Here is a 13,141-nt window from a genome sequence, read left to right as displayed (position 1 = left end):
ACCTTGTACTCCGTAGTGGATAACAAGATGCCGATTGTCACACCAACCGGCCAAGATAGTTGTCGTCAACCGGTCACGCTAATTGTCGCCGAACATTAGGGGGTGTACCGGAGTTACTGGTGCCGGATAACTTGCGCAACGGTGTCAGTAACACCTGTCGCTATGAGCCATAACTAAACCCATGTTACCAGTAGTTAGCGGAACATTATCGGGTTTCGGTCATGCCTGCTCGCCCGTACAAACCCAAAGATAAAGCGAAAGCCGAGGTGGCCGTGCTGGTTTTCGAGCGCTGGATTTTGGCGCGGCTCAGAAGACAAACGTTCTTCTCGCTGGCGGAGCTGAACCAATGCATCCAGGTGCTATTGGAAGATCTAAACAGTAAGCCATTTAAACAGCTGCCCGGGACCCGGAAGCAAGCGTTTAAGCGGCAGGATCAGCCAGTGTTGCGGCCGCTGCCCAGCTTGTTGTAGATTAGGTAATGAATAGCGTGTTCGAACATACCGGATTGAGGCTGTTCTTGGTCATTAATCACGACCATTGACCATTGAGCTTTGAGCTTTGAGCTTTGAGCTTTGAGCTTTGAGCTTTGATTGAAATCGTAGTGCTTGAATTTTGGCATGAAACAAACTCCGTTGCTTCATGCCATTTTAAAAGTACTCAGGAAGGATTTAGAGGTTTTTTATGCAGCCTCAACACGAGCTTGCGAGCGTCCGGCCAACGAAGAGAGCGAATTTTATGGCCTTGTTAATCGCTACGTAAATCATCAATAGCTCTTTATTTTTGGTGTGGCAAAACTTGAAAAACCCGAGAAATCCGGATAAATCGTTGAGTGTCTATAACCGAATAGCTTATCAAGTCGCCGACGAATATCTTGCTTGGCATCAGCTTTAATTCTGAATGTATACAGTGCACCTGAACCAGCGCCTTTTCCTTTTGCAGGCTCGAAAACATGTGGTCTAGCGGCAACACAGCATGCTTTTCTACCCTCTTCGATTGGCCACCATCCGTCTTTATAATTTGGGGATTTTGGAAACTGGAATTTCTTTCGGTCTGGCTTGTTTGAAGCTGGTATTCCCCCAAAAAGGAAACCACCGTTTTGAGCTGCAATACGTGCATCGAGATTTGCTGGCTTCCACGCAAACACTGATGTAGTCCATTCTTTTTTATCTATACCGTCATCTCTACCTTCTTTCCAGGGTCTACTGAGATCATCTTCCCAAGAACGGTAGACCTCACTTTCGTTAATCAAACGATCTGTAACATCAAATGCGAACAATCTTGCATCTTTATCTTCGTGAACTTGCTGCCCATTACTCCACTTCTCTTCGACAGCAAACCAAGCCCCAACCCAAGCGTTGAATGTAATGTCAATTAACCGAGTAGGGGCACCATAGTGTTGAAGCATCGCCAGCTGATTTAAAATTGAGAGACGACCAGTTTGTGAGGATGAGTGAAGTCCCCAGCGGTGTAGGTCGGCAAGAATATCACGCTCATCCTTGCCTATGTCATCCTCCGTGAGAACCTTACCTTTAGTGAGGTTCATTCTTCTATATAGCGAGCTATGAAGAGACCAGCTTGCGTCAATTTGACCACGCCAAGCAAATTTAATGTTCTTTGACACGGCCTTTTCCATGACCTGATTTATAACTGTAAGCAATCCATCGAAATCCTTTATTTCTACTTCGAATGGTCTCCAGAAATCTTCGACACTCACAATATGCTCCTTGTCGCTGAACGCCTTTAGCTTCGAGAAATTAAACGCGCAGCGGTTAATTTTTCAGACAGCCTAAAATTGTTAAGAATTTAGTCTCTCTGCCAACTCATTGCCAGCTTCGACAAGCTCATGGACAGAAGAAATTACGGCCTCCCAAAGCTCATCATGCGAATGAAGAATACTTTCTGAGGGTACCGGATTAGCCTCCCCTTTTAGCATTCTCTCTGCTTTATCTTTCCTTCCAATAGCACTCCACTGTTCATACCTCGAAGTAGCATTAGAAAACTTTAAGTGATTTTGTCTCAGCTCAGGAAAGTATAGGCGTTGAATGATACCACAGCGATCCAGAGCCTCAGGGTCGTATGGTTCACTTACATCATAAAATGCATTTAGCATTTCATTCTGGAGTGAAGCCTTACTTAAGTATACTAATCTAAAATACTCTTCTAACTTCTCCCTTTTTAGATTTTCGAGACTCTGCCTTCTAAGATATTCGTGACTAAGTTCATTTTTTATCTTTTCTGTAGTTCTGGTTGTTTCGGACAACTTCGTCTTAATATCGGATAGGTCTGACATTATTGCGCTATTTTTAGCTTTCTCTGTCGCATAGCTCTTAATATACGCGCCAAAGAACGATCCAATTAAAACCAATGAAACTAAAACTAAGTAAAACTTCCAATCGTTTGTAAAAGTTTGATTCGAAATTAGATTCGCGAGAGTTTCTAACTGAGTACTTGTCATAGTTTAATTCTTAACGTTCGCCGCAACGGCTAAAAATAAGCGCCAGCGAGTTTTTAGTCCAAAGCCCGGTACGGGCTGGTTGCCGGCGCTTGTTAACTGCCTTCACTCGAGATGTTCTCCATATGCTCTTCGCCAGACTGTACTAAACCCTTTAGAGGAGCGATCTCACTCAAATAAATAGTTTCTCGTGCTTTTCTTTTCTCAGAAAAATACTCTCTCCAATCATTTAGTTCTGCTGAGTATATATCTGCTTCAGTTGGGAAGAACGTCTTATATCTAGTATAGAATCCGGTTATCTGAGTTAAATATCCCAAATAATCACCGGATTCCTCCCAACCAGTGATTAATATTGAGTCAGCTACAACTTTTGCACTTTTCTTCATTTCGCTTGCAACTAAATCAACTGCATTTTGTTTTTTAGTTTCATGAAATAGATAAATAACGTTCACAGAAAGCAATACTGCTAGCACAAGGATGACAAGTTTATACTTGATGAAATCCTTAAAGAAATCAGCTATAGCAATCACAGCTGCAACTAAACTAATTCCCATAACAATATGTTCTATCAATCTCTACTCCACATAGCAGTTAACGAGGCTTTAGAAAAACCTCACCCATTTCAAAATTCTTAAAAATGGACATTTTATAGCCCGAAATAGGCCGGTACCTTAAAAAATAGCTCGATTTCTTACGTAAAAATAATATCAGAGCACTCTCCTAACGGGTGATTTTCTGAAATTTGAGTTTTTCTACATCTTCAACGCCCAAAGCATCGGCGGCGTAGCCGTCCAGCCTGCAGGGCGATGCTGCCTTTGTTAAATTTCAATTGCTGGTACATCTTTGCTTGGCGGGATGACTATTAATTTGTCCCATTCATGCTTGATGATCACTTGACTATGAAATAATTCGCGATCAATACCATCCAGCCCGTACCCTATATGATCTACAAGAGCTAACCACCATACTTTATATTTGTGTCGATGAGGTCTTGTTTTTTCTGTCTTTTCTTCGGAGCAAAGTCGTATATTCCGTTCCATTTCACCTAGAAGCGAACCTCCACTGTCCTGATCGTTATCACCACCCATCAGGAAAGTTATATTTTCTCTAGGTGCTCCTGGAAATATTAAGTAGGTTATATTCTGTTCGGTTCCAATTTCACTCTTCACTTCACTAGGATTCTCGCAAAAACCTCTTAAAATTTTCCTTGTGAGCAGCTTGAGATTTTTTGTCTTGGGTAAGGGCCTACTATAGCGAAGAAATACAAAGTATGTTCTACCTGAAATTTGGCCATTAAATTCAGGTAGTATTTTTGATACACATTGATATAAGGGGATGCTGTCGACTTCCAACCCTATTTTTTTTCCATTTTTCTCCGAGTGGTGATTTAGTCGTCTTACCTCAATAGCAATTTCACCTTTTACTAAGAAATCAGGCGTGATATTGCCATCTGGCTCAAAGACGATCTCTTCTTCCTTGAATCCCGACGACTTTAAGTATTCAAATACTCTGCGTTCTTGGTGGTCCATAAGATTTAACGTTCCTAAACTGCGGAAAAAAAGCACAGATTTTTTTGTCTTGGCCTAGTTTGTGAAGCAAAGAGTTTTAGGCCATTGCAGATTTGGTTTTCTATGTTCAGTTCTATGCTAGCGAATTTTAGAACTAAAAAATCCCTCAACTTTCATGACTGAGTTTTTTATTGCCTTACTAAAAGCATCTTCTCCATCAATGAAATATACAATTTTGTCATTCTCCGCCACTCTATCTGGGTCTCGGTCAACCGTTGCTCCTGGAGCGGCGTATGCTCCTTTAAGCCAGAAATGCAACCATATTGACGCTTTCAACTTCCCAATAACTTTCTGTAAATCATCGAAGGCGGAATGAGCACTCGTAGACCAAACAACTTTTGATTCAAGACGAATAGTTTGAAGTTCGCTCCACTTCTCAAACATGTAACTAAGCCTTTCATTATAGATTCGTTGCTCCTCTTGAAGTTGATTACCTGACTCAACCTCTTCTTGTTTCAAATGGAGCATTGGATTGCGAACCGCTTGAATAGCTTGTTCTACCTGATAGGTTTTAAGAATGGCTTTTTTAGCAAGCTCATACTCACTTGTACCTTTTAGTTGGCGTTTCCAAGTAAAAAGTCCGATTGATCCGATTATTAGAGCGCCTAATGTTCCAAGTATACTAAAAACATCTTTAGTTAAAGCCCAATTGATTTCTGAAATACTAAGACATATACCCAATATTCTCTCCGTGAAATATGACAGAGGAGTGTAAGAACCGAGCTGGCAAAGCCGGGTCCGTACATTACTTTTTATATTGTTTAAAATTTCACCTAATATTGCGTAAATTCAGAATATTAGCAATAAGAATTAAAGCAATTCCTTGTTAATAATACGGGCCCACTGGTCTATATATCACAAACAACGAAGATCGGATTAGGTAAGTAGTTGAACAGTGGTATATACAACGCTTTGGGGCAGAAATAACTTTCCAGAGAACAACCTGATTCATGCCACCGTATGAATCAATACCTCCAATTTAAGCGCCCCATTGATCTAACTTGCCATAGAAAAAGTCTAAAAATGCTCTCACTTTAGGCTGTTCAATTTTGGTCTGATGAAAATAGGCGTATGCCTCAATGCCATCGAGCCAATAGGATTCCAATACCGGCACCAGATTCATCGGTTTGAGAGAAAGCTTATGATTAAGTAAAGACTCTGCACTATTTATTAAACCCAGGCCCTGCTCGGCAAACAACAAGCCATTGTTATCGCTTATAACTTTCGTTTCCAGATACGCGCCTTCGATTCGTTTATCACTGAAGTCGCGGCCTCCTTTAACTATTAGCAAGTTTGGCGGCTGGTTATGAGAACTGCCAATAACAAAATGGCCCTTAAGGTCTGATGGATTTTCTGGTGTTCCGTAACGCTGCAAGTATTCAGGAGAGGCATAAATACCAAAGCGAGTTTTCAATAGCGGCTTTCGTTTCAGGCCCGGCATCAGCTCACCTAGGTATGGCCCTACACCCCAAAAAACATCGGCCTTTACCTGCTGGAAATCAGAAATACGGGATAAAGTTTCTATCTCCAATTTTATTTTTGGGTACCGCTGTAAAAAATCCCCCAGCCAAGGTGTTAGGGTAAGCCTTAAGACCGGTTCTTCGAGAACAGCAACCTTAAGCGTACCTGAAGGCTCGCTGTTACGCTCTTCTAACCACGAATCCAAAGCTTCCTTTTCAGCTAAAAGCTGCTGACTGCGTAACAATATCGATTCACCCACTTCCGTTAAAGTCAGTGTTCGCTTTGATCGATTTACCAATGCTTCGTTGATTCGGCTCTCAAACTGAGCAATCTGCTTGCTGATGGCCATCGTGGTAACCCCACGCTTTCGGGCTACGGCGGTAAAACTGCCAAGCCGCTTCACCTCTGCCAGTGTTTCAATCCAATCCGTTTTCAACATAGCAATTCATCTTTTAGTTTAATAAACATAACCATTATCAATATTTTGTTTACATAAAAGACACTCTACTCTGATGGGCATCCATTCACCAGAGGAACGCCAGATGAACTTAAGAGCTCGCCTATCGAGCCATTATTTAATATTGGGGCTTAGTCAGGGCATTTTGCTGTGCGTCATTACACTTTTTATGACTGAAAAGGGGTTGCAGCTTGGTCAAATTGGCGTGGCATACGGCGTTTACAGCGCCACGACCATGCTTTTAGAACTACCGCTTGGCGCGGCGGCAGACTTATATGGCCGCATTCGGGTTTTTCGGTGGTCTCTGTTAATCAATGTGGGTTCACTTCTATTAGCCACATTCAGCGAAGCTTATGTACTGATTCTCGCTGCATTATCATTAATGGGGGCTGCCCGGGCATTAGAGTCTGGCTCTGTCAGTGCCTGGGAAATAGAGCAAATACGAAGTGTCGGCGAAGAAAACATGCTCACCTCTTATTTAAGCCGCTTCCAGGCACTCAACGCCATTGGAATTGCCATTGGCGCTTTACTTGGAGGATATATACCAGATTTATTCCTTCATCATTTTCCTGGGTATATATTGCCGGCTTCTTCTAACCTACTGGTTGTCGCCGCGATCACTAGCCTGCACATACTGTTATTACCCTTTCTCTTTAGGGAAGGCGACACCATACAACCAAGGCAGAAGAAAACGAATGTAATTGAACAAATTAAGGCTGGAATCCTTCACGGTACTCATAACCATGCTATGCGTAGCTTACTATCAGTTTCAGTTTGCCTTGGCATGGTTCTAAGCACTCTGGAAGCTTACTGGCAGCCCTATTTAAAGGCACTAGCAACCCCAGGTAGCTATGCCCTCTTCGGCTGGGTAACTACCGGGTATTTCTTAAGCGCAGCCATTGGCCCGGCTTTTTATTCTTTTCTGGATAGCAGAGTAAACGTTAAAAGTTCGCTCACAATTACTGCCATATTATCGATGTCAGCGGTCATCCTATTTGCTCTTTCTAACACCCAGTCAACCTCAACGTTTGCAGTCTCTTATTTTTCCTTTATGGCTATTTTTACCTGCATTCACATTCCGGTTAATGTGATGCTAAACCTACAAACAAACGACAACGTTCGCTCTACCACTCACAGCATTATGAGCCTAACTTTACATGCAGGTAGTGCCTTAGCGGCATTTGGATTTGCACCCATTGTTCAGGCCTGGGGAATTGCGTCTGTTTGGCGGCTGTTGGCGGGCTTCCTATTAACCTTTGCAATATCAAGGCAGATCAAATGGAGGCAAAAGGTAGTACGCGCTTAATCTAGCGACTCAGTAGAGTGCTTGCATTTGCATGAGAAATAAATGCAATGCCCATAGCTATCTCAATTAACTCACAGTTGGACATTTCCGAGTTTGGCCGAACGACGGTAGAAAGTGCCGAATTATCAATCCTCAAAGCACCCTTATATGCGGCTGGTTTGGAGCGTAGTCAGCTTGATTCACTTGTTGGACGGAATTCCGCTGCACTTACATGTTATACGGTATTTTAACCTATCTCTTTTCTGACCAAATACTGTTAAAAGCCAACATTCTGAAGCCTTACTTCATCGTCAATGCTAAAGCTGCAACTGCAGCCTAAAATCATGTGATGTCTTCGCGAAACAAGTAACCAAGTACTGAGCCATTTTCTATTAAATAATCAAAAATACATAGTAATGCAGCATTAACTTTTACGTTTTTTCTGGCTTTATCCCGATTTAAAAATACGTACTTTCTCGTAGCTTTTTCTAAATACCACATCGTATTTTCACGATAATCTCTGGATAAAGAAATATTATTATTTCTAATCGCATTCGACAGCCAAAAAATACCGGAATTTAAGTAGGAGCTTCCTATACCGCAAAGTAATTTGCTTAAGCTATACAGATATGCTTCATTGCCACCGATTTTTTCGGTTAGATTTTCAAAAAACACTTGCTTGTCATCGGTAAGAGCGGGCCAGATTGTTGCGTCATTTTTCCAAGGGGTAGATGCAAGCATATAAGCTTCAATAATTTTTTTTGAATAGTGATATGAAGGTCTGTCCAACGCTGAGGATACAATGTTATCTTTAAATAAATCCCATACCTTCCAAAAATTATCTGACTTTCCACTTCTATCTTCAGATCTAACGAATTCCTCTAGTAAGTCTACAATACCTTTGCTAGCCGAAAATTCAGTAGTAAATATCGCTAAATTCTTAGAAATTTCATTAACATCTGAGTGAAGCACATACTTTGTATACCATCCTAGAAAATTATGCTTTGTTAGGTAATCAATTCTATGCTCCCTGTCATCAGACAGTATATTGCTAGCAACAATCTCAATTAGAGATTTAGCGTAAGGTACTTCTTTTGGGCAGGTACTATGTAGAGGGACTAGTTGGAAAGCTGTAGAAAGTATGTCTATATCATAACTATCAAGATCATCGATTATGTGATCAGTTATTGATCCGTCGGCTATTTCTTCGAAAATATAGGACGTTTTATCAAAAAATGATTTCCAGAACTTTCCTATATTTAAATTATAGTTGCCATTCTCATACTCTGATCTTCGAAATTCTTCGAACAAAGCTTCGTGTCTCTTGGCCAGCACTAAGTAGCCAATATATATAGCAAGTGCAGAGTCGTAATCTTCTGCCCAGATAGTTTGCAATGCGTTAATAGGAACTGAGTTAAATCTAGCTCCCCCCATCATGCCTATGGGATCATTTCGCATCAAAGCAAGGATCATTAGCGCCTTAATATCCGCCCTATCTTCGGTAAATTTATTATGCAGAACGGGTAGTACAGATATAGCGGGAAGTACTCCGTCGTAAGTCTGATACATATAGCCTTCTTTAGTAAAAAGGCTGGCATAAGAGAAAATAATATCTCGACATAATTTCAGGCCGTCACTGTCCAATTTTTCAACGAAATCTCTGAGCAATACCGTGCAAGCATCAGAGGGAAGAGATCGATTAAATAGAGTAGAATCGGACTCTTTGCCACTTGTTAAGTCTGACCAAACAGTTTTAACTTCTTTTAAGGCGATTAACGGGTCATTTTCATAGTCTTCATATTTCTTATAGCCCTCTCGGCCATATAATCTATCGCTTGCCCATACCATTAACCGGCTGTTTTTATAAGCCTCATTGGTTTTCTCTAAAGCATCTTCACTATACTGCCGAAGTTCGTCATCAATTTCGGGGTTTAAATCAATATAGAAGCCATCTTCGGTTTCCTTTGCTTCAAGTGACATTTTTCTTCGATCCATGCGAGCTAAAAATAGTCGCCATTTTTTATCGTAATGGCTCTCATTATCCTTATCTGGAAGCTGCTCGTAATATGCGTCTAGTATCCGCCATATCTCCTCGGATCTTTCTATGAAATCTTTCTCGCTTATTTCTTCCTTTCGGATTAGTTGATATTGCAGCATGATGTGCTCTAAGCTAAATTTTCTATGTGAATCATCGCATGCATCTATTCTTTCGTTTTCATGAAGCTCATTATTCCCGTTAATGCCAAAGTTGTTTTTTAGAGAGATCAACTGAGACTTGTGGGTTCTATCCAAAACGTAGCGATTTGTGTCGTAGAGGAATAGCTCTTTAGTTCGAAACAGTACCTTGGCAATATTAAAGGTCTTATCTGATAGTGCAGCCACAACACTCACTACTACTGATGTTAATATTGCTGAATTAGATCTCGATAAGATACTTAATAGTATTTTCTCAAGCGTTTCGTTAGGAGTATTCTTTCCTCGCTCTATAAGAAACTTTTCTAGAGCCATGTTTATAGACTCTAAGATGTCAGAATTAACCTGAGTACCTCGGTATACACACCAAAGACGGTTAGACATATATTGATCAGCCATTGTGCCTTCATTAATCCATACCGGCACAGTTTCATATTCATTTACTGACAAGGACGAGTTGACATATTTTTCGGCTGCGTAATTTGAAAACTCAATGATAAAATCTAGCGTCTTGTATAAATTTGCTCCTAACAGGCTATAGATTGGTGTTTGATATGCGCTGGCAGGAAAATAGTCTTGGCTGATATGCTCAATTCCGAAATAATGATCTATTTCGGAGGTTGAATAGTAGTATTCATCTTCTGGAGGAACATGAGTCCAGTACAATTTGGCAAGATCAATAACTTTTTCTGGGATTACTTGAGCAACTGTGGCGCATTCCATTTTTGACAAGATATAGCCACACAAAGAGCTGTATGGATCATTATGGTTACGCCACCTATTGTTTACCACTAGATCAATAATCGATGAAAGTTCTTGCTTAATTTCTTTAGAGCCAAAAATGATTGTATGAAGAAGGTTCTTGGTGAAGTCGTCACCCCTAGTGTAGTAAGTGTCGTTTTTAAGCATTATTTCGTAGTATTCCAGCGCCAGCAAACTGGACATTCTTGTGGTTTCACCCGATCTATTATTGTTATTCCAATCGTTCAATACTGGTAAGACAAAGTTGATTGCATGTTTTAGAAACTTACTCTTGTTGTCCCAAATGAATCGAATTAAAGCTTCCCATCCATCACCTCTTGGCCTGGTCAATACATATTCCATCGAGAGAATACCAATATTTTCTATACCTATTTTTTCAAAAATATCAGTATTTACTTCCTTACAGCCTATACGGACTAGAAGACATACTTTTTTAAGCAGGGAGCAATCATCACTTAACAGCCTATCTTTATATGAATTAAAGAAAACGCCGGAATGATCAGAAAGCAGAATGGCCACAATAGTTTCATCCAACCATATTTTTTCAATTGAGCTAGACGTTAGGGATTCATTCAAAAATGTCAGTATTTCTTCATTTTCTTGAGATAACATTTCTGAAAGCCACTTTCTAAATGCTCGCCTGACTGGTAATGATTTACCAATCTCGTCAAAAAAATCTGATGAAGTTGCGTTTCCCAGAAAAGAGGCCTCAAGTCGTTTATCTAGTGCCCATTCTTCGTAGAGGTCATGGGTAACAAAATAACCGTGTGGAGACTCATAACCTAATATGCCGTCCACAATTAGACCGTCAATAACATTTTTACTGGATGAAGGAGCACCCATTGGGATAAAGAAACGACCACTATTTACCCGGTGAACGCAGAAATCAATAAATACTCTTTCACGCTCAGGATTACTTTTCAAAATAACCCTTGGCCATAATGAGTTTTTAAACCCCAAATAATCCAAGGATTTGTTTTCTGTATAGTGTCTAAGGTATTCTTTCAAATACATAGGCACAGAAATTAGATCGATTAACTTCTGGTCGGTCGGCAGGTCAAAATTATATTTATCCGCTAACTCTCTTAGCTCTTTTAAGTTGAGAGGAGTTAAGCTTATCGTTTCATAGCTACATTGATAAACTTCGATAAATTGGAATGCCAGATCATTAAGGTAATTATTCCTAGTAGTGAGCCATACCTTCCAACCATTCTCTAGTAATCCTGTTACAAACTCCCTGAAAGGATCCGTATTTTCTAGTGACAAAAGGTGTTCGGCAGAGTCAATTACTACTATTTTTTCGTCAACTCCTAGATGAGCAGTCAAAAAGTCATCCAAAGAAACGCCAGAAAGAATTTCCTCAACTTTATTTGATTGGAATTCAGTGGCTTTGAAAGCATAAAAGGCTGAATGTGGGTCTCTATTTTTGTAGAGAGACTTTATGAGGGCTGTCTTTCCTGTGCCACCCTCACCGCTAATTATTGCTGCTCGGTTGGCGCTTGTATTGATGCTTGAAAGCTCACTCGAACGGTCGATTTCAACGCTTTTACCATAAAAGTCTATATTCTCAGATATTTTGTTAAGTAGCCTGTCAGTATGAGAAACAAGAGTAAGTAATAGATCAAATATATTGTCCGATTCTACAAAAAAGTGAGAGCATACTTTTTTGTTTTCTTCTACTACGAAAGGAGATTCGAAATAACTTCCGCATCTCCATTCTATAGTTATTAATAGTTTATTTGCTTCCTTTTCAATTTCCTTTTTTCCAGAAGGCTCCTTGCCTTTATACTGCCCCCACTCTGAATTTGTATAAAATACTATTTTAGTTATATTGGGATAGTCTCGTTTAGCCTTTTTTAGCATTTTGAGAATATCGTCTTTATTATCAGATAATGCAGTACCGTAAAACTTAGCTTGCCAGCCAAGAATGTCATCGCCGTCAACAATAGGATCTGTTTCAATTGCTGATTGGTTCTTATATCTAAAAATTCCAGTTTTCTTTCCATATTCATTACAAAAAAGTAAGTAACACAGCCACTCAAAGTGAAATTGAGGATTGTCAGTGAATTTGAATTTAAATATATTCCAATCTGGCTTTATCAATGTAGTTAATCCATTTCCTAGTTAATTTATCTGGAAGCCAAGAATTTTGTGCTTCTACTTTATGTTCGATTTTTATCGAGTACAGCCTCTCGTGCGGCAACGTATAACAGTGGAATGTATGGACCGAGCCGGATAAGCCGGGTCCGTACATTACTTTTTATATTGTTTAAAATTCCATCTAATATTGCCTATATTCAGAATCTTAGCAATAGGAGTTAAAGCAATTCCTTGTTAATAATACGGACCCTTGGATTCGCATATCACAAACAACAAAGATCAGATTAGGTGAGAAGTTGAACAGTGGTATATTCGTTGTTTTGGGGCAATTTTGATTCCGGCTTCCAGGATAAGTCGAAGTTGGACAGAAATGAGTTACATGAGTTGTCAGGACAAGGCGGAGCTTGCTTTAGATCCTGTCAGATTGAGTTTGAGCGACTATAGAAAATACCAACTAGCTTTGTTCTTCTGGGCGATTCAGGAATTCAGTGCAAATCACTGTCAATCCTATTTTGACTTATAAGCTGTTGATTTTTAAGGAATTACTAAAATTACTAAAAAATATTAAATCTCATAATACTTTTTAGTAATTGGTGCTCTCCATGAAAGCAGCCCCTTTGAGATACCATACTTATACACATGGTTTCATGTTCGAATCTCCATTCTGCAGACCTTTCAGCTTTACTGCCTAGCGTAAAAGGCTTTATCCGTGTTTCAAACTCCCCGCTTCATCATGGATGCGTCCATACCACCATGCTTGAATGAACTGCCGAATTCATAAACTAAGTGCGACACACATTCAAAAAATGGAGGTGACCTGCAATACTCCGTCTTTTTCGCTCCCGGCAAGAAGTGAATTAGAC

The 13,141-nt window shown here is 40.1% G+C and carries 9 protein-coding genes and 1 pseudogene; 2 read left to right on the top strand and 8 right to left on the bottom strand.

What is annotated here, in order from left to right; all coding sequences use genetic code 11:
- Positions 1 to 74: 74 nt before the first annotated feature.
- Positions 75 to 458: pseudogene (locus BCF53_RS18625) on the top strand (IS21 family transposase); the annotation flags it as partial.
- On the opposite strand, the gene BCF53_RS18620 reads toward BCF53_RS18625, so the two are convergent.
- The 7 genes from BCF53_RS18620 to BCF53_RS18590 form a co-directional block, all read right to left on the bottom strand.
- Positions 434 to 619 (bottom strand): hypothetical protein, encoded by a 186-nt coding sequence (locus BCF53_RS18620; RefSeq protein ID WP_132704201.1) that lies wholly within the window; start codon positions 617 to 619, stop codon positions 434 to 436. The pseudogene BCF53_RS18625 and the gene BCF53_RS18620 overlap by 25 nt on opposite strands.
- A gap of 144 nt (positions 620 to 763) precedes the next feature.
- Positions 764 to 1,714, bottom strand: coding sequence for an FRG domain-containing protein (locus tag BCF53_RS18615; RefSeq protein ID WP_132704199.1), 951 nt, complete (start codon positions 1,712 to 1,714; stop codon positions 764 to 766).
- Positions 1,715 to 1,795: 81 nt separating this feature from the next.
- The gene (locus BCF53_RS18610; protein ID WP_132704197.1) at positions 1,796 to 2,455 is read right to left on the bottom strand and encodes a hypothetical protein; all 660 of its coding nucleotides are present in this window, start codon (positions 2,453 to 2,455) and stop codon (positions 1,796 to 1,798) included.
- 92 nt (positions 2,456 to 2,547) lie between these two features.
- Positions 2,548 to 3,024, bottom strand: a complete 477-nt coding sequence (locus tag BCF53_RS18605) for a hypothetical protein (RefSeq protein ID WP_132704195.1) — start codon at positions 3,022 to 3,024, stop codon at positions 2,548 to 2,550.
- Positions 3,025 to 3,270: 246 nt separating this feature from the next.
- Positions 3,271 to 3,981 (bottom strand): hypothetical protein, encoded by a 711-nt coding sequence (locus BCF53_RS18600; protein WP_132704193.1) that lies wholly within the window; start codon positions 3,979 to 3,981, stop codon positions 3,271 to 3,273.
- Positions 3,982 to 4,098: 117 nt separating this feature from the next.
- Entirely contained in the window at positions 4,099 to 4,701 is a 603-nt protein-coding gene (locus tag BCF53_RS18595) for a hypothetical protein (protein WP_132704191.1), read from the bottom strand.
- 298 nt (positions 4,702 to 4,999) lie between these two features.
- Positions 5,000 to 5,920, bottom strand: a complete 921-nt coding sequence (locus BCF53_RS18590) for a LysR family transcriptional regulator (RefSeq protein ID WP_132704189.1) — start codon at positions 5,918 to 5,920, stop codon at positions 5,000 to 5,002.
- A 103-nt stretch (positions 5,921 to 6,023) separates the two neighbouring features.
- Here BCF53_RS18590 and BCF53_RS18585 point away from each other — a divergent pair, with 103 nt between their 5' ends.
- Positions 6,024 to 7,244 (top strand): MFS transporter, encoded by a 1,221-nt coding sequence (locus tag BCF53_RS18585; protein WP_165901997.1) that lies wholly within the window; start codon positions 6,024 to 6,026, stop codon positions 7,242 to 7,244.
- Positions 7,245 to 7,565: 321 nt separating this feature from the next.
- Here the strand turns inward: BCF53_RS18585 and avs4 are convergent, their stop codons facing one another.
- Positions 7,566 to 12,281 carry an AVAST type 4 anti-phage nuclease Avs4 gene (gene avs4, locus BCF53_RS18580; RefSeq protein WP_132704185.1) on the bottom strand — a complete coding sequence of 1,572 codons (4,716 nt, stop codon included), beginning with the start codon at positions 12,279 to 12,281 and terminating at the stop codon, positions 7,566 to 7,568.
- Positions 12,282 to 13,141: the final 860 nt, after the last annotated feature.

Origin of the sequence: Reinekea marinisedimentorum, assembly GCF_004341165.1 — a bacterium.
GTDB classification, from domain to species: domain Bacteria; phylum Pseudomonadota; class Gammaproteobacteria; order Pseudomonadales; family Natronospirillaceae; genus Reinekea; species Reinekea marinisedimentorum.
Note: the sequence above shows the minus strand (reverse complement) of the source record. Positions and strands in the feature narration are given on the sequence as shown.